We start from the raw sequence: 17,162 nt of genomic DNA on the forward strand, positions 1-17,162 counted from the left end.
GTAGCTCGTAGCTCGTAGCTATTTAGATGGTCATGCCACCGTCTACCACAACGCATTCCCCGGTCACATAACTGGACGCATCGGAGACCAGATACAGCACGGTGCCCGCCATCTCTTTCGGATCGGCATGGCGGCGCATGGGGATCTGGCTGATGGCGGAATCATAGATGTCCTCGTTGGTAAACAGGGCACCGGCAAACTTGGTCTTGGTCAGGCCCGGCAGCAACGCATTCACCCGCACATTGAACTGAGCGCATTCCTGAGCGAAGGATTTGGTCATGCTGATCACCGCCGCCTTGGAGATGGAATAGATACCCTGCATGTCGCCCGGAGTGAGGCCATTCACGGATGCCGTATTCACGATGGCGCCTCCACCGTGCTCGCGCATCAGCTTGGCGCCCTCTACGGACATGTAGAAGTAACCACGCAGGTTCACATCCACAGTCTTGTCGAAAGCGTCCACCGGGGTATCCAGAATATGCCCGAAGAAGGGATTGGCCGCGGCGTTGTTGACCAGAATATCCAGCTTGCCGTGCACATCACGGATATGGGAAAAGATCGCCTGGATCTGCGCCATCTCTCCGATATGACAGGGAAAGGCTTCGGCACTACCACCGTCTGCCTTGATCGCATCCGCCACCGCCTGACAGCCATCGATCTTGCGGCTGGAGACAATCACGTGGGCGCCCTGCTCCGCCAGCAGTCTGGCAATCTCTTCACCAATTCCCCGGCTGGCGCCGGTGACCAGGGCAATCTTGCCCTCAAGGTTAAACAGCTTGGTACTCATTACTACTCTCCCGAAAAAAGCAAAAAACAATACGGTGGGAGCCATGCTTGCAGGGCGAACCGGAGCGACTGCCAATTCGCCATGCAAGCATGGCTCCTACAATGGGGCTTACGCCCCTTCTTTGATGATCTGTACGGCCATGGATGCCAACGGGTCGACCAGCGCACCGACTTGAAACGCCTCTTTGCTGGACGCGTTCCCATCCACAGCACGTTTCGCCACACCCTGACAGATGGCAGCAAGACGGAAGAAACTGAAGGCCAGATAGAATTCCCAGTTGTCGATGCGGTCGATGCCGCGACGCTGGCAGTACTGATCGACATATTCTTTTTCAGTGGGGATCCCCAGAGCCTTACGATCCACACCCTGCAGGCCCGCCATCTTGGCGCCCCGCTGTGGCATGCGCATGCCCATACACTGGTAGGCCAGGTCCGCCAGCGGGTGCCCCAGGGTGGACAGCTCCCAGTCCAGCACCGCGATGACCTTCGGCTCGCTGGGGTGCCACATCATGTTGTCCAGCCGGTAGTCGCCATGAACCAGCGATACCTGGCCGTCGTCTTCCGGCTGGTTGGCCTGCAACCAGGCGATCAACTCATCCATGGCAGGGATGTCCTGCAACTTGGAGGCTTCGTACTGCTGAGTCCAGCGGCCCAGTTGCCGCTCGAAGTAGTTGCCGGGCTTGCCGTAATCCGCCAGGCCCACCTCGTCCAGATCCACGCTGTGCAGGGCCGCCAGCACACGATTCATCTCTTCGTACATGGCGGCGCGGGTGGCGTTGCCTGCCTCGCCCTCGCCGGCTTCCGGCAAAGAGGCGCCCCACAGAATGCGTCCTTCACAGAACTCCATGACGTAGAACATGGAACCGATCACGTCCCTGTCTTCGCACAGATGCAGTACCCGTGGCACCGGTACATCCGTATCTTTCAGCGCCGCCATGACGCGGAACTCGCGATCCACCGCATGGGCAGACTTGAGCAGCTTGCCCGGCGGCTGCCGGCGCAACACATAGGCACCGGACGGTGTAGTGATCTTGAAGGTGGGGTTGGACTGACCGCCTTCGAACTTGTCAGCCTCGATGGGCCCCTTGAAGCCATCGATTTGCTGTTCAAGGTATTCGGCCAGTTTCTGTGTATCCAGCGTATCCACCTGGGACATGGAGCTCTCCTGTTATTCTGTTTGCTGCGCAATAGGCAAAGCCCGGAGTGCAATAAACACCCCGGGCAAACACCGCTTCTCAGGCGAAGTATTTGGCCAGGTTGCGGCCCAGCTGCATCATGTGCACCTGATCCGGTCCATCCGCCAGCCGCAAGGTGCGGGCATAGCTGAAGAAGTTGACCAGCGGAGTATCCTGGCTCAGCCCCGCCGCCCCGTGGACCTGAATCGCCCGATCAATCACATTTAACGCCATATTGGGTGCAACCACCTTGATCATAGCGATCAAATCCTTGGCGACTTTGTTACCTTCGCGGTCCATGGTGTCTGCCGCCTTCAAGGTCATCAGCCGTGCCTGCTCGATTTCACAGTAGGAACGAGCCAGATCTTCACGCACTGAGCCCTGCTTGCTCATGGGCTGGCCGAACACCACACGCTCATTGACACGCTTGGCCATCAGTTCGAAGGATTCCTGGGCGGCACCGATCAGGCGCATGCAGTGGTGGATGCGGCCCGGGCCCAAGCGGCCCTGAGCAATCTCGAAGCCACGCCCTTCACCCAGGATCATGTTTTCCTTGGGCACCCGTACGTTGTCAAAGACCACTTCCGCATGGCCTTCCGGCGCGTCGTTGTAACCAAACACCTGCATCGGGCGCACGATATTGACCCCGGGGGTGTTGGTGGGCACCAGAATCTGGGACTGCTGCGCATGGCGATTCGGATTGTCCGGATCGGTCTTGCCCATCACGATCATGATCTCGCAGGTCTTGCGCATGGCTCCGCTGATATAAAACTTGCGGCCATTGATCACGTAGTCGTCGCCGTCACGCTCAATGCGGGTTTCGATATTGGTGGCATCGGACGACGCCACTTCCGGCTCGGTCATGGCAAAGGCACTGCGGATACGGCCTTCCAGCAGCGGTTGCAGCCAGTCTTTCTTCTGCTGCTCATTGCCGTACTTGGCCAGCACTTCCATATTGCCGGTATCCGGCGCGGCGCAATTAAAGGCTTCCGAGGCAATACGGCTACGGCCCATTTCCTCGGCCAGCGGCGCGTATTCCAGATTGCTAAGACCGGCACTGTAATCCCCGTATTCCTTGGGCAGGAACAGATTCCACAGCCCCTTGGCCCGGGCTTTCTCTTTCAGCTCTTCCATTACCGGCGGGGTTTCCCAGGGGCTTTTTTCCAGCTGTTCGTGATAAAGCCCTTCCACCGGGCGAATCTCGGTATTGATGAAATGACGTACCTGGTTGATCAGGTCCTGCACTTTTTCTGTGTATTGAAAATCCATGTAGCTCTCCCTTGTTTGCTTATTCGTTACAGTCTTTGTGCTGCGTTAAAAGTAAGTAATGGCTTCAAAGCGATCCGGACGATCCAGGTGCGGCACATTGTTAAAACTGGCCATGCGCACCACCTTGTTATTAAAAAAGCCGTGGGTCACGCTGCTGTTGCGAATTTGCAGATTCAGTTCCACCACGGTGTCATCGGCGGCGTTGAGGGCATGCTTGAGAAACATGGCCATGGCGCCACCGGAGCTGACGATCAGAACGCGGTCCTTGTCGCTGTACTCTTTCTGGATATGGTTGCGGGCCGCCAGCACCCGGTCAGAAAAGGACTGCCAGGTTTCCGGTAGATCACCGGTGAGCTCGTCCAGACGCCAGTGCTTCATGGCCGTTTTCAGCGCCTTGTAGAATGCCGCCACTGGCGCCCCTTCACCGGGGGCCTGTTCCGGATACTGGCTCAGGTAGGCATCAACGATAGACTGGAAATCGAACTCATTAAGCCCGGCGTGAATATCTTCCGGCAACGCCACGCCCAGCCCTTCACAGATTCCGGCACCGGTTTCCCGATGGCGCACCAGATCCCCGGAGAGCAGCGCATCGAAGCCCATGTCCCGTTCGGCGAAATACTCCCCCAGCCAGCGAGCCTGCTGGTGGCCGAGTTCCGAAAGGCGGTCATAGTTGTCGGTGCCGAACGATGCCTGTCCGTGGCGGACGAGGTAGAACTGGGCCATGTGAAATCCTTACAGCTGGCAAGAGATCGGTTAGCAATGATCCCAGCCTAGTGCAGCACCTTGAGTTAGTGAAATTGATATTTTGAATCCGGCAGAATGAATATGCTGCATGGCGATTTGGCTGTTATTCGGAATAGTGTTCCGATACCTTCGATTCCTGCCCTCTAACAGCCGGAGCCCCCTCATGACAGATCTGACCCTCACCAATGGCTTTGTTCAGGCCAGTGAAAACGGTGCCGTCCTGCATCTGACGCTGGACCGGGCTGACAAGCTCAATGCCATGACCGCCAGCATGTACCAGGACCTGACCCGTGCCGTAAACCATCTGGCAGAAAGGGACGATCTGCATGTGTTACTGCTGACCGGCAACGGCCGTGCCTGGTGCGCCGGCAACGATATCGGCGATTTCCTCAACGCGGACCCGGCCAGCCGGGATAGCGGCAAGCTCAGCCCCGCCATGGTGCTGGTGCATGCCCTGATGGCCCTGGACAAGCCAGTGGTGATTGGCGTGCAGGGCAACGCCACCGGCATCGGCACTACCCTGCTGCTCCATGCGGACCTGGTGGTGGCCGCCGACGATGCCCGCTTCCAGACCGCGTTCATTAACCTGGGGCTAGTGCCGGAAGCGGGTTCCAGCCTGCTGCTCCCCGCTTTGATAGGTCGCCAGAATGCCAACCGCCTACTACTGGCCGGCGATACCCTGACAGCGGAGGAAGCGGAGCGCTGCGGCCTGGTCGCCTACCGGGTCACTCCTGACGAACTGGAGCCCACCGCCCAGGCTCTGGCCCAGCGACTGGCAGAAAAATCTCCAACAGCCATGGCCATGACCAAGCAACTGCTGCGCCAGAGCGACGCAGCCATTAAGAGCCAGATCGAAAAAGAAAGTGTGCTGTTTGCCGAGCGGATGTTCAGCGAGGACACAAGGGAGCGGTTTTCTAAATTCCTAAAAGGAAGTTGATAATTGACAGTTGAAAGTTGACAGCGAAACCCCAGGCAAGAATTTCTCTATATGAAAAACGCCGAAGGCAACGACATGGTTATAGGCGCGGCTCCGGCGTTAAAAACGCGATCAAATTTTCCCGTGTAGCTGTCAACTGACAACTATCAACTGTTAACTATTTTTCATCACTCCACGCAGTGCCACCAGCACCACCTCATCCACCACACCCTGCCGCTGTGCCGGCGTTTCCGAGTCGCGGGGCTGGTACCAGTTGATTACCGAGTTCATGGCGCCGAAGACGGGCTTGATGGACATCTTCGGTCGTGCTGCACGCATGGTTCCATTGGCGATGCCCTCTTCCAGCACGGTCAGGAACAGGCCCTCGCAGCGCTTGCGACGCTCCTGCAAGCGCTCGAGCTGGGCACGCTGGGCCTCGGTGGTGCTGCTGCGCAGCAACATCTGCACCGCTTCCGAAACGGTACGCTGGTAAGGCTGAGTACGGATCAGGGTGCGCACATAGCAGCGGGCCATTTCCGTAAAACGTTCCGGAGCAGGAAGATCGGAACCGACCACCGGTTCCAGCTCTTCAAAAAGCGCGTCCATGGCCCGGTGATGGATCTCGAAGAAAAGCTGCGCCTTGGAATCGAAGTAGTGATACACCATCCCCTTGGTCGCAGAAAGACGCCGGGCAATGTCATCAATACTGGTGGCATTGAAACCCCTCTCCATAAAACAGAGGGCCGCCGCATCGAGAATCGCATCACGGGGATCGGTAAGCAGGGCTTCACTTTGTTCTGGCATGGTGCTCCTCAATCACGGTGCAGACCAATTTTATCGGAAAATAGTGACATACCCGGGGCCCCTCACCATTGACCCTCCCGCACAGCAGTGACGGAATTCTCGCCCTTCATGGCGCTTTTCACCCTTTACGGCCAGTTACGCCACTCCCATACTGTTATTTTTGAAATAATATTCTGAAAATATGGCGCGTTCGCGCCACTATTAGGGAGAGCCCCATGAGCAGAGCGCAGATTACGATTGAGGAACTGCAGACAAAAACCGGTGAAGCTGTGGGCGTGTCCCAATGGCGCACCGTGGACCAGCAGCGCATCGACGGCTTTGCTGAGTTGACCGAAGATCCCCAATGGATCCACACGGACCCGGCACGGGCCGCAAAGGAAAGCCCTTTCGGCGCCACCATCGCCCACGGCTTCCTGTCCCTGTCGCTGCTGTCCGCCATGGCCATGGACGTGCTGCCTACTATCAAGGGCCAGGTAATGGGCATCAACTACGGCTTCGACAAGGTGCGCTTCATGAACCCGGTGCGCGAGGGTAGCAAGGTGCGCGGCAAATTCACCCTGCTGGAAGTGAAGCAGCGCTCCGATAAAGAATGGCAACTGCGCCATGGTGTGGAAGTGGAAATCGAAGGGCAGGATAAACCCGCTCTGATCGCCGAATGGCTGAGCCTGGCGATTGTACCAGCTTGATTTAACAGGCCGCTGTAGGAACGTAGCGCAGCGGAGTAACGACCGTAGGTCGGCCCGTAGGGTAAGCGAAGCGCATAACGTCGCTCGCGGCGCGATAACCGAACCCAGAATCAAAAGCCTTTTCACCACAGAGCACACCGAGCACACCGAGAAAACCTGTCTTTTCCTCAGTGATCTCTGTGCCCTCTGTGGTAAGTCCGCCTTTCAGGTTTTGGGTTTATGCACTTCGTTCCGGTTCGCGCCGAGAGCGACGCTCCTACAAAAGGGTATTTGATGAAGATTATTGGGAGAGAGAAGCATGACAATCCGTTTTGATAACCAGGTAGCCATCGTCACCGGCGCCGGTAACGGCCTGGGAAAATGCCATGCGCTAGAGCTGGCGCGTCTGGGCGCCAAGGTCGTGGTCAATGACTTCGGCGGTGCTCGCGATGGCAGTGGTGGTTCCAGCGAAGCTGCCGAGCAGGTAGTGGCTGAAATCCAGGCCGCCGGTGGTGAAGCGATTGCCAACGGCGCCGATGTGTCCAGCCCGGAACAGGTGGACGCCATGGTGAAACAGGCCTTGGACACCTGGGGCCGCATTGATGTGCTGATCAACAACGCCGGCATCCTGCGCGACAAGAGCTTTGTGAAAATGACCCAGGACGACTGGGACAAGGTGGTCGCCGTTCACCTGACCGGCTCCGAAATTTGCACCAGGGCGGTATGGCCAATCATGCGCGAACAGGGCTACGGCCGTATCGTCATGACCACGTCCACATCCGGCCTGTACGGCAACTTCGGCCAGGCCAACTACGGGGCCGCCAAGATGGCCGTGGCCGGGCTGATGAATACCCTTTGTATTGAAGGGGAAAAATACGACATCAAGGTCAACTGCATTGCCCCCACTGCCGCCACGCGCATGACTGAAGACCTGATGCCCCCGGAAGTGCTGGCCATGCTGGAGCCAAAGGAAATCACCCCGGCAGTCTTGTTCCTGTGCAGTAACAAGGCGCCGACCCACCGCATCGTATTGGCAGGCGCCGGCTGCTACGCCATGGTTCGCCTGATGGAAAGCGAAGGCGTCTACCTGAATGAAGACGAGCGAAATGTGGATGGCGTCGCCGCCCACTTCGCACAGATTGGCAACATGGACAACGCCCGGGAAATTCTCGCCGGCGGCGACCATGTCACCAAGATTCTCACCAAGGCTGCCCAGGCCAAAGGCATCAAGCTGGGTTAAACGCAGCAGCTGATCAACCGGCTGCAGGCAAACTCCTGCAGCGAGACATCGACCGAATATCAATCTGGAGAGGCATCATGAGAGAAGCCGTCATCGTTTCCACCGCCCGCACCCCTATTGGCAAAGCCTACCGGGGCGCCTTCAACGACACTCAGGCCCAGGCGCTGGGTGGCCATGCCATCAAACACGCCGTGGAGCGCGCCGGCATCGACCCGGAGACTATTCAGGACGTGATCATGGGCGCCGCTCTGCAGCAGGGTAGCACCAGCGGCAACGTGGCCCGCCAGTGCGCCCTGCGTGCCGGCCTGCCCACCAGCGTGTCCGGCATGTCCATGGACCGTCAGTGCGCCTCCGGCCTGATGGCCATTGCCACTGCCGCCAAGGAAATCATTGTCGATAACATGGACGTGGCCGTGGCCGGCGGCCTGGAGTCCATTTCCCTGGTCCAGAACGACAAGATGAACACTTTCCGCGCCGCCGATCCGTGGCTGAAACAGCATCGCCCGGACATCTACATGTCCATGCTGGAAACCGCCGAAATCGTCGCTGACCGCTACAACGTATCTCGCGATGCTCAGGACGAATACGCCTACCAGTCCCAGATGCGCACCGCCACTGCCCAGGAAGCCGGCAAATTCGATGACGAAATCGCCCCCATGACCACTGTCATGAAAGTGATGAACAAGGAAACCAAAGAGGTTTCCGATCAGGAAGTCACTCTGGGCAAAGACGAAGGTAATCGCCCGCAAACCACCCTGGAAGGCCTGCAATCCCTGCAGCCGGTCTTCAAGGGCGGACAGGAGGTTCAGGAAGGCCGCTTCATCACCGCCGGTAACGCGTCCCAGCTATCCGACGGCGCCAGCGCCTGCGTGCTGATGGAAGCTGCAGAGGCCGAACGACTGGGCCTGCAACCGCTGGGCGCCTACCGCGGCATGGCTGTGGCCGGCTGCGACCCGAACGAAATGGGCATCGGCCCGGTGTTCGCGGTACCCAAGTTGCTCAAGCGCTTTGGCCTGACCGTGGACGATATCGGCATCTGGGAGCTCAACGAAGCCTTTGCCAGCCAGTGCCTGTACAGTCGCGACCGCCTGGGCATCGACCCGGAGAAATACAACGTGAACGGCGGCGCCATTTCAATCGGGCACCCCTACGGCATGTCCGGTGCCCGCATGACTGGCCACGCCCTGATTGAAGGCAAGCGCCGTGGCGTTAAATATGTGGTTGTCACCATGTGCATTGGCGGCGGCATGGGTGCCGCTGGCCTGTTTGAAGTGTTCTGATTTCTGTCTCTGACTTCCCCTTCAGGGCGCCACGCGGCGCCCTTTTTTTATCTTCACGATCAGGGACCATTGCCAGGCAAAGTCTTGCTGTGGTTTTCTGCTATGGAATTCTTTAGAAAATGTGTCAAAGCTCACAAATGCCACTAAAATGAAACCACCTTTTATTTGTTACCCTGGGTAACGAATTCCCACGAACAGTAAACACCACCTTCAGTATCGTTTCTTTTACTCGGTTTTAAATCACGAAAACTCCATAAAAAATACCGCACTCATTCCAGTAACAGGCCTTTCTTTCCCCATTTTCCCTCAACTTCGACCTTGGTCCGTCTTGACCACATACCCATCGGTATGTATGAATTGAATCCGAATCATCGCTTTTCGAAATCATTGTCCAAAAAAATGAAAGGCGAGGATCAGGATTTTAACGCCCGATGGGACCGGGCGTGACAACAAGTGCGCTACAACAACGTTCACAACAACAAACGGAATTTCTACCCGGCTCATCACTGGGTAGTGGGAGAGCAAAATAATGCGAAGCAAAGCGATCGCTGTTGGCTGCAGCAGTGCCCTGGCTCTGGGCCTGCTGACAGCCGCAGCCCCGGCCATGGCTGGCGTAAAACAGTTCAATGAAGACGTCAGCGTCAAATGGAACCTGAAAGCCTCCGTGGGTGCTATTTCCCGTATGGAGTCTGCCCGCAAGGAAAACCTGTTTGCCGGTGACACCCCCGGCGGCACCTCTGGTTCCGCCGTCTCCGACGACGGCAACCTGAACTATGATGGTGGCGAAGTGGTGTCTGCCGTTGCCAAGGCAGTGGGCGACGTCAACCTGCAGTACAAGAACTATGGCCTGTTTGTGCGTGCCAAGGGCTGGTACGACTATGTGCAGAAAGAGAAGGATGTCCCTCACGGCAACTTCCCCAATGAATTTGTCGGCGGTGAAACGCTCAGCGATGACGGCTTTGATCGCAACTCCAAATTCCAGGGTGCCACCTTTCAGGATGTCTTTGTCCACGGCACCTTCCAGGTCAACGAACAGCCTCTGAAACTGAAAGCGGGTCGTCAGACTTTGCTGTGGGGGCGCAGCTTGTATTCCCGTGGCTCCCTCAGTGCGCTGAACGCCATCGACCTGGCCGCCCTGCACCGCCCCGGTGCCGAGTACACCGAGTTCCTCAAGCCCGCAGGCATGGTGACCGCCGACTACACGTTTACCGACCGGCTCTCCATGAAGTCCTTCTACCAGTATGAGTGGCGGGCCGCGAACCTGGATGGCTGTGGCACCTTCTTTTCCACCCTCGACAACACCGCCGTCGGCTGTAACGCCACCTTCTCCAGCTCAGTGATCATTCCCAACAAGACCGCCTTTGAAAATGGCGTCTACATTCCACGCCGGGACGAAAAAGAGCCGGATGATGGCGGCCAATACGGGCTGAAATTCGACTATGCCTTCCCGAAATCCAAGGCCAAGGTGGGCGCCTACTTCCTGAACTATCATATGCGTCTGCCGATCTACTCGGTGACCAAGGAAGACAGCCCGCTGGCGCAAGGGATTACTGCTGGCAACGACATCGCCTACTTCTATGAATACCCGGAAGATATTCAGGTGATAGGCCTGACCGCCGACAAAACCTTTGAGGGTGTCGGCAATCTGGCCATGAACCTGAGCTACCTCCCGGATATGCCAGTCCAGATCAACACTCCGGATCTGACAACCGCACGGGTGCTGGAAGCCAATGGCGTGCCGGCAGCGGCCGCACAAGGGTTTGCCACCGTTCCCCAGGACACCATCGACTACGTCTACGGCTCCGGCAACGAAGTCACCGGCTTCCAGGAGTTCGATATTCAGCGTGCCGAAGTGACCTTTACCACGGTCATCCCCAAATTGCTGGGGGCACAGAAAACCATCGTCTCAACTCAGATAGGCTCGGAATTCATCTCCGACCTGCCGGATCAGGAAGACATGCGCTTCCGACGCCACACCAACTTCGGGGTTGGCGAGCTGGGTGAGGACGGCTATGTAACTGACTTCAGCTGGGGTTACCAACTGACGCTCAAATCCACCTATGCCAACGTCATTGGCCCGGTAGCGCTGACCCCGTCGCTGACCATGAAACATGGCGTGGAAGGCTACTCCAGCGATGACGCCCTGCAGGAAGACGAACGCAGCCTGGGTCTGGGCGTGGGCATGAGCTACAAGAAACTCAGCGCCGACCTGTCCTACACCACTTATAACGATGCCAAGTACAGCGTGGTCAACGACCGGGATTATCTGTCCCTGAGCACCACCTACAACTTCTGAGAAGGCAAGGACAACGCAGGCTGCCCCCAGTGACCTGCCAAACAGAATGAGGATGGAACGATGAGAAAATTGCAATTTGCTATGGTGGCCCTGTTCGCTGCACTGCTCGCGGCCTGCGCCACCGGCTACCACGACACCCGTATGGTCAACACCCAGACCGGCGCAGAAAAAGAACCCCAAGGTCCCTACCAGTCACTGGTGGTGGGGGTTCTGGTAGAGCATGAACTGCGTGCCCACCTGGAAAACGCCATTGTCGCCAAGTTTGCCGAACAGGGTATCCAGGCCACCGCCGCCCACACGGTTTTTGGTGACAAAGGGATTGAAGGTAAAAGCCGTGACTATTTGGCGCAACGCATGAAGGAAAATGGCTTCGACAGCGCCCTGGCGATCCACCTGGAAGAGCAGCGCACCGAAACCCTTGAAGTCAAAGGTGACCCGGGGACGGCCGTACCGGTCGCCGGCACCATGACCATGCGCCCTCAGGTGTTCAGCGACGACTTTTTCGTGAATGAGGACATCTATGTGGTTCGACTGGACCTCTGGGATGTAGACCAGCAAGCGATCATCTGGCAAGGCAACACCGTCAGCTTCAACACCGGCGGCTTCAAGGGCCTGGAAAAGGGCGCAGGCCACTTCGCCCAGGTCATCACCAATGCCATCGGCAAGGCCGATATCTTCTGATCCTGTTTTCTCCTTGATTGTCTCCACCTTCATTGCCCACTTCGGTGGGCATTTTTTTGCCTTGTCCTGTCACGATCCTGTCATGCCGACCCGGCATATTGACCATCTATCAAGGAGAGAGGCTCGCCCTCTTGCTTCTGACGGGCGCCATCGCTAGGCTTGAGAACTGAACTCAAAGAGATTTCACCATGAACGCAGCCCTGCACAATCACAGCATCAATGCAGACCGCAACCCGGTCGGCACGGTTGTGCGCGCTGCCTTCTATTATGGGTATTGGTTTAGCCGCTCGCGCGCCTGACCGTTACCCAGGCGCGCCCCTACGGGACGCCTGCCGAATCATGAAAACCCCGGTCGGAATCCCGCCCGGGGTTTTTTATTGCCAGATAAATACCCAAACACCGCACCAAAGAGGACAAGCACCATGTATCGATATAGCCGGCACCACAAAGAATCGCGATTTAGCCAATGGCAAAGCCCGGTCCCGAGAACACTACGATCGAATCACGCGCGACGGTAATGCGCACAGAACAGTAAGGAACGACCATGCAACAGACACAGAGCACCACTACCCCCGCCGACACCAGTCCGCGCCGCAGCTTGCCGCTGCCCTCCCCCACCGTGCTGCGTGAGCGCCTGCCGGTGGACGCCCGGCTGGCAGCACAGATTCAGGCACATCGCCAAACCGTACGCGATATTCTCAATGGCACCGATGACCGCCTGCTTGTTATTACTGGCCCCTGCTCGCTTCACGACCCGAAAGTAGCGCTGGAATACGGCCATCGTCTGAGCGAACTGTCCCGTCAGCTGGACGACAAGGTCTTCCTGGTAATGCGCGCCTACGTGGAAAAGCCACGCACCACAGTGGGGTGGAAAGGCATGCTCTACGACCCACACCTGGACGGCAGCAACGATATCGGTACCGGCCTGAACGTATCCCGCCACCTGTTGCTGGACCTGGCACGGCTGGGACTCCCCCTGGCCACCGAACTGTTGCACCCCATGGCCGCCGACTACCTGGGCGACCTGCTCAGCTGGGCAGCCATCGGCGCCCGCACCACCGAATCCCAGATCCACCGGGAAATGGTCAGCGGCCTGCCCATGCCCGTGGGCTTCAAGAACGGCACCGATGGCAGCATTGATGTAGCGAGTGACGCCATGGGCGCCGCCGAGCATCCCCACACGCATCTTGGCATCGATGACACCGGCCACAGCGCCCTGCTACAGACAGCGGGCAACCCGGATACCCACCTGGTACTGCGCGGCGGGCATCAAGGCCCCAACTACGATGCCGACAGCATTCGCACTGCCATCGACGCCCTCCAGGCTAAAGGCCGCAACCCGCGACTGATCGTGGACTGCAGCCACGCCAACAGTGGCAAAGATCCGCTCAAGCAGCCGGAGGTACTGCACGATCTGCTTGAACAGCGGCGCAAGGGTGAAAAACATATCGCCGGTGTCATGCTGGAAAGCCATCTTCAGGACGGCAAACAGCCCCTGCAGAAACCCCTACAGTACGGCCTCTCCATCACCGATGGTTGCCTGGGCTGGGACAGCACGGAGCAGTTACTCTGTAGTATCGACTAGAGCGGTTCACGGAGAAGAACCTGGCAGGAAAAATTGATCCAAATCATGACACCCGCGCCTATTAAGTAAAGGCGCGGGTGTCATGATAATCTTCTACATAACTGACAGGAGGCCGCATCATGACTCTGGAGCAACTGATTACCGCTTTCGTGCTGTTCCTCTGCGGCATTGCCGTGGTGGCATTTATTGTTTATCTGAAAAATCAGTCAAACAAATGATAAGAGGCTTTTGAGACCAGCAGTCAAACCGCTGCTTGCCCCTATAAACCCCGATACCGTAAATGCGACGCTTTACGCTCTTGCACGACTTTTTGTGGACTCCACATACCGAATACTCATACCAGCCCCCGAGCTACCGAAATCAAATAAAACTTTACGTATACCCACCCACTGCCCTGTAATTAAAAGCGCTCACTTCCCCAGCACCATGAATCGATGACGTAATCGAAACCCCTGATCATCGACCAGCGTCAGCGTATGCCAGCCGGGCTCAGCGATGATGGCCTGTTCATGGAAGTGACGGGTCTTTCCGAGAAAACGATCGTCCAGATGCCAGAACAGTTCTGCCTGGCTACGCTGATGGACCGCGCGGAAAACGGCGCGGCCCAAGCGACCATTCAGCTCCACGGGAATGTAGATAGCGGTTCCGGCATGGGGGTAAACCAGCGCCATGGGCGGCTCGCTTTGCATGGCACGGGCGCCAGCCACACAGTCGGCCCGCCAGGCCGGTAAGGGCCGATAGCCGGGATGATGACGGCGATAGAACCAGGCCTGGGGCGGCGGCAGTACGAACCAGTCCCGATGCTGCATCTGACTCACTGATTCACACTGACTGTGCACCCGCTGGCCGTTGGCATCCAGGTGCACGCGGATATGGTGTGGCGTGACGCTCTGAAAATGGCTTTGTCTTGGAGCCAACTGCTCCACGGTCTCGCACCGCCCCCCAGCCAGGTAGCCATCATCGGCACAGACCTGCACGGTTTTCAGTTCGCCCAATGGCGGCTGCGGCCATGGCGCAGTGCCCAGCAGGCTGAACACATCCAGCATCAGTGGTGCAGCCGTCACTGCCCCGCCGAGGGACGGGGCCGGCTCGCCGTTGCCGTTGCCCGCCCAGACACCCACCGTATATTGCCCATTACTGCCGATGGCCCAGGCATCGCGCAGGCCGTAGCTGGTGCCGGTTTTCCAGGCTATCGGCTGACTGGAGGTGAACAGTCGCCACTGTTGTGCCGTGCCTGGTCTGGCGACCTCCCGTAAGGCCTGCAAGGTAAGCCAGGCGGCGCCCGGGCTGATTGCCACTCCCGGCACCGCCCCGGGTTGCGCCCCTGTTAGTGTCCGCACTGATTCAGGGGCCAGTCCATTGGCGCTGGCCATCATCTGCGCATAAATTGCGGTGAGTTCATCCAGCCGCCCTTCTGCCCCACCGAGGATCAGGGTGAGCCCGTAGTCTTCTGCGCTACGAAACAGGGTGGTCATGCCCACGCGCTGTAGTTCGCTATGAAATCGCCCCAGCCCGTAGTCCTTCAACATACGTACCGCGGGAATGTTCAGTGACTGGCTCAGGGCCTGGTGCGCAGGCACTGCCCCCCGATAGCCGTGATCAAAGTTTTCCGGGCTGAAACCGCCATAGTTGGTGGGCAGATCCGGCACCAGGGTGCCGGGCAGCAAACGCCCGTCATCCAGCATCAACCCGTACAGCAAGGGTTTGAGGACGCTGCCGGTGGAACGGGGGGCGCTGGCGATATCCACCGCTGCCCCGTATTCCACAGGGTCGCCATGGGAGACGTTGCCCACATAGGCGCGGGTTTGTCGTTGCTGATGATCAATGACCACCACCGCCACGTTATGGACCCCATCGCGGGCCAACCGCCGACCGTGCTGCCGGGCCAATTCCCTGACCTGCCGTTGAAGGTCCGCATCCAGCGTTGTGGTCAGTAGCCGTCCCGTGGAAGTCTTCGAGAGAGTGTTCAGCAAGTGAGGGGCCAGCCCCGGCAGAGGCCTGGGCGCGGCAGGTAAAGGCTCCATTAACGCCAGCCGCAGGTCTGCATCTGCCATGGAACCCTGGCGGTGGAGTTGTTGCAGCAGGGCATCACGTTTAGCCAGTAGCCGCTCCCGATTGCGCCCGGGATGAATCAGCGAAGGCGAATTGGGTAGCACTGCCAGCAGGGCCGCCTCCGCCCAGCTCAAGGCTCTGGGTTCGCGGCCAAAATAACGCCAGGATGCGGCACGCAAGCCGACTATGTTGCCACCGAAAGGAGCCCAGCTGGCGTAATGGACAAGGATCTCCGGCTTGCTGAAGTGCCACTCCAGCTGCAATGCCAGTAGCGCCTCACAGGCTTTTTCGGTGAGAGTCCGCGGCGGGTCGTCACGCAGCAGCCGAGCCAGCTGCATGGTCAGCGTAGAACCGCCACTGACCACCCTTCCCGCCTCCAGGTTCAGGCGCATGGCCCGGGCGATGGCCAGCGGATCAATGCCCGGGTGCCGGTAAAAGCGCTTGTCTTCGAACAACAGCACTGCCTGTTCGTATTTGTCCGGCAGCTGTGCCACCGGCACGAAACGCCACTGCTGATCCTCGGCAATCCGGGCATCCAGCAGGCGGCCGTGGCGATCCAGCATCAAGGTGGCGTAGGGCGTGTTATCCAGCCGCTCAGGCAGCGGCCACCATTGCAGGGCCGCCAGCATCAGTAGCAAAGCAAGCAACAGGCCTGTCAGAAGAAATCGTCTTTTTCGGTATTGTCGCTTCATGGGCTGGCAGGCAGAGGGAGATACCGAAAGCCTACTCAACAATAAGGAAAGGGTCGACCGAACAAAAAAACGGGCGCATTAAGCGCCCGTTTAGCGTGGTTCCGGAATAACTTAAAGGTGAAGGCCGCACTCGGTCTTCTGCTGGCCTTTCCAACGACCTTCGCGGCCTTCGCCCTTGAAGGTACAGTGGCTGCAGCCGATAGAGTTATAGCCTTCCGCCACCAGCGGATGGAACGGCAGATCGTGTTCTTCGATATAGCTATCGCGCTGTTCCTTGGTCACGTCGATCATGGGATTGAACTTGATCATCCCGCCACGCTCTTCGAATACCTGCAGCCCGGCGCGGTGCTCGGTCTGCCAGCCCATCAGGCTGGAAATCCACAGGTCGTAGTTTTCCTTGGCCTCATCCAGGGGATTCACCTTGTTCACCTGGCAGCACAGGTCCGGATCGGATTCCCACATGCGGTTTTCCAAAGACACCTGATGATGGTCCGGGTCCGGGGTCACATCAATGACAGTCAGGCCAAAGCGCTCCACCAGGTAGTCCTTGTACTTGAGTGTTTCCTCAAAGTGGTAACCGGTATCGATGAAATGCACCGGCTGCTCGGGACGGATGCTGGAGATAATATGCAGGAAATACGCAGAGGTAGCCGCAAAGGAAGAGGTAATCATAATGCGCTCGGGGTAAAAATCCTCAAATACGCGCGCGATACGCTCTTCAAAACTCAACGGACCATAGACACGATTCAGGTCTGACAAGGCTTCTTTGGACAAGCCGGCAGTGTTATCTCCGAAACGTGTAATAAGCTGTGCACTACCCATGATCTACAGCACCTCAAAACAGGAATTGCGAGTGCCATGATAGGGAGTTAGCGAAGAAGATAAAGGAATATATGGTGATACTTTTATAATCTTAAAGAATATAAAAGACAGCCTGTGATCGCACCGAGAGCCCGGACTACTCGCCGCCTCCCCGG

At 58.0% G+C, this 17,162-nt stretch carries 14 protein-coding genes; 7 read left to right on the top strand and 7 right to left on the bottom strand.

Features of this window, described 5'->3' with window-relative positions; translation table 11 throughout:
• Positions 1 to 22: 22 nt before the first annotated feature.
• From B3Q33_RS05370 to B3Q33_RS05385, 4 genes are all read right to left on the bottom strand, one after another.
• On the bottom strand, positions 23 to 787 hold the full coding sequence (locus tag B3Q33_RS05370; protein WP_035250278.1) for an SDR family oxidoreductase: 765 nt from the start codon (positions 785 to 787) through the stop codon (positions 23 to 25).
• 108 nt (positions 788 to 895) lie between these two features.
• Positions 896 to 1,942 carry a phosphotransferase family protein gene (locus B3Q33_RS05375; RefSeq protein WP_272975420.1) on the bottom strand — a complete coding sequence of 349 codons (1,047 nt, stop codon included), beginning with the start codon at positions 1,940 to 1,942 and terminating at the stop codon, positions 896 to 898.
• A gap of 79 nt (positions 1,943 to 2,021) precedes the next feature.
• Entirely contained in the window at positions 2,022 to 3,230 is a 1,209-nt protein-coding gene (locus B3Q33_RS05380; protein ID WP_272980329.1) for an acyl-CoA dehydrogenase family protein, read from the bottom strand.
• A 45-nt stretch (positions 3,231 to 3,275) separates the two neighbouring features.
• On the bottom strand, positions 3,276 to 3,953 hold the full coding sequence (locus tag B3Q33_RS05385) for a histidine phosphatase family protein (RefSeq protein WP_035250272.1): 678 nt from the start codon (positions 3,951 to 3,953) through the stop codon (positions 3,276 to 3,278).
• Positions 3,954 to 4,137: 184 nt separating this feature from the next.
• On the opposite strand from B3Q33_RS05385, the gene B3Q33_RS05390 reads away from it, so the two are divergent.
• A complete protein-coding gene (locus B3Q33_RS05390; protein ID WP_272975423.1) occupies positions 4,138 to 4,911 on the top strand; it encodes an enoyl-CoA hydratase/isomerase family protein in 774 nt (257 codons plus the stop codon).
• Between the two features lie 153 nt (positions 4,912 to 5,064).
• On the opposite strand, the gene B3Q33_RS05395 is transcribed toward B3Q33_RS05390, so the two are convergent.
• On the bottom strand, positions 5,065 to 5,694 hold the full coding sequence (locus tag B3Q33_RS05395) for a TetR/AcrR family transcriptional regulator (protein ID WP_035247503.1): 630 nt from the start codon (positions 5,692 to 5,694) through the stop codon (positions 5,065 to 5,067).
• Between the two features lie 215 nt (positions 5,695 to 5,909).
• Between B3Q33_RS05395 and B3Q33_RS05400 the strand changes: the two genes are divergently transcribed.
• The 6 genes from B3Q33_RS05400 (at position 5,910) to B3Q33_RS05425 (ending at position 13,441) form a co-directional block, all read left to right on the top strand.
• A complete protein-coding gene (locus tag B3Q33_RS05400; RefSeq protein ID WP_272963478.1) occupies positions 5,910 to 6,380 on the top strand; it encodes a MaoC family dehydratase in 471 nt (156 codons plus the stop codon).
• A 298-nt stretch (positions 6,381 to 6,678) separates the two neighbouring features.
• Positions 6,679 to 7,599 carry an SDR family oxidoreductase gene (locus B3Q33_RS05405; RefSeq protein WP_035247506.1) on the top strand — a complete coding sequence of 307 codons (921 nt, stop codon included), beginning with the start codon at positions 6,679 to 6,681 and terminating at the stop codon, positions 7,597 to 7,599.
• Positions 7,600 to 7,676: 77 nt separating this feature from the next.
• On the top strand, positions 7,677 to 8,879 hold the full coding sequence (locus tag B3Q33_RS05410) for an acetyl-CoA C-acyltransferase (protein ID WP_272963477.1): 1,203 nt from the start codon (positions 7,677 to 7,679) through the stop codon (positions 8,877 to 8,879).
• A 529-nt stretch (positions 8,880 to 9,408) separates the two neighbouring features.
• Positions 9,409 to 11,175, top strand: a complete 1,767-nt coding sequence (locus B3Q33_RS05415) for a DUF1302 domain-containing protein (protein WP_272963476.1) — start codon at positions 9,409 to 9,411, stop codon at positions 11,173 to 11,175.
• A gap of 60 nt (positions 11,176 to 11,235) precedes the next feature.
• Positions 11,236 to 11,856, top strand: coding sequence for a hypothetical protein (locus tag B3Q33_RS05420; RefSeq protein WP_272963475.1), 621 nt, complete (start codon positions 11,236 to 11,238; stop codon positions 11,854 to 11,856).
• A gap of 544 nt (positions 11,857 to 12,400) precedes the next feature.
• Positions 12,401 to 13,441, top strand: coding sequence for a 3-deoxy-7-phosphoheptulonate synthase (locus tag B3Q33_RS05425; RefSeq protein WP_272975424.1), 1,041 nt, complete (start codon positions 12,401 to 12,403; stop codon positions 13,439 to 13,441).
• Positions 13,442 to 13,851: 410 nt separating this feature from the next.
• On the opposite strand, the gene pbpC is transcribed toward B3Q33_RS05425, so the two are convergent.
• Entirely contained in the window at positions 13,852 to 16,122 is a 2,271-nt protein-coding gene (pbpC, locus tag B3Q33_RS05430; RefSeq protein WP_414630988.1) for a penicillin-binding protein 1C, read from the bottom strand.
• Positions 16,123 to 16,296: 174 nt separating this feature from the next.
• Positions 16,297 to 17,007: a phosphoadenylyl-sulfate reductase gene (locus B3Q33_RS05435; RefSeq protein WP_272963122.1), complete on the bottom strand. Its 711-nt coding sequence runs from the start codon at positions 17,005 to 17,007 to the stop codon at positions 16,297 to 16,299.
• Positions 17,008 to 17,162: the final 155 nt, after the last annotated feature.

Origin of the sequence: Alcanivorax sp. UBA3183 (assembly GCF_002364155.1) — a bacterium.
GTDB lineage: Bacteria > Pseudomonadota > Gammaproteobacteria > Pseudomonadales > Alcanivoracaceae > Alcanivorax > Alcanivorax jadensis.

Coding starts and splice junctions, on each gene's coding strand:
- B3Q33_RS05370 (WP_035250278.1), bottom strand. CDS start 787: ATGAGTACCAAGCTGTTTAACCTTGAGGGCAAGATTGCCCTGGTCACC.
- B3Q33_RS05375 (WP_272975420.1), bottom strand. CDS start 1,942: ATGTCCCAGGTGGATACGCTGGATACACAGAAACTGGCCGAATACCTT.
- B3Q33_RS05380 (WP_272980329.1), bottom strand. CDS start 3,230: ATGGATTTTCAATACACAGAAAAAGTGCAGGACCTGATCAACCAGGTA.
- B3Q33_RS05385 (WP_035250272.1), bottom strand. CDS start 3,953: ATGGCCCAGTTCTACCTCGTCCGCCACGGACAGGCATCGTTCGGCACC.
- B3Q33_RS05390 (WP_272975423.1), top strand. CDS start 4,138: ATGACAGATCTGACCCTCACCAATGGCTTTGTTCAGGCCAGTGAAAAC.
- B3Q33_RS05395 (WP_035247503.1), bottom strand. CDS start 5,694: ATGCCAGAACAAAGTGAAGCCCTGCTTACCGATCCCCGTGATGCGATT.
- B3Q33_RS05400 (WP_272963478.1), top strand. CDS start 5,910: ATGAGCAGAGCGCAGATTACGATTGAGGAACTGCAGACAAAAACCGGT.
- B3Q33_RS05405 (WP_035247506.1), top strand. CDS start 6,679: ATGACAATCCGTTTTGATAACCAGGTAGCCATCGTCACCGGCGCCGGT.
- B3Q33_RS05410 (WP_272963477.1), top strand. CDS start 7,677: ATGAGAGAAGCCGTCATCGTTTCCACCGCCCGCACCCCTATTGGCAAA.
- B3Q33_RS05415 (WP_272963476.1), top strand. CDS start 9,409: ATGCGAAGCAAAGCGATCGCTGTTGGCTGCAGCAGTGCCCTGGCTCTG.
- B3Q33_RS05420 (WP_272963475.1), top strand. CDS start 11,236: ATGAGAAAATTGCAATTTGCTATGGTGGCCCTGTTCGCTGCACTGCTC.
- B3Q33_RS05425 (WP_272975424.1), top strand. CDS start 12,401: ATGCAACAGACACAGAGCACCACTACCCCCGCCGACACCAGTCCGCGC.
- pbpC (WP_414630988.1), bottom strand. CDS start 16,122: ATGCTGGCGGCCCTGCAATGGTGGCCGCTGCCTGAGCGGCTGGATAAC.
- B3Q33_RS05435 (WP_272963122.1), bottom strand. CDS start 17,007: ATGGGTAGTGCACAGCTTATTACACGTTTCGGAGATAACACTGCCGGC.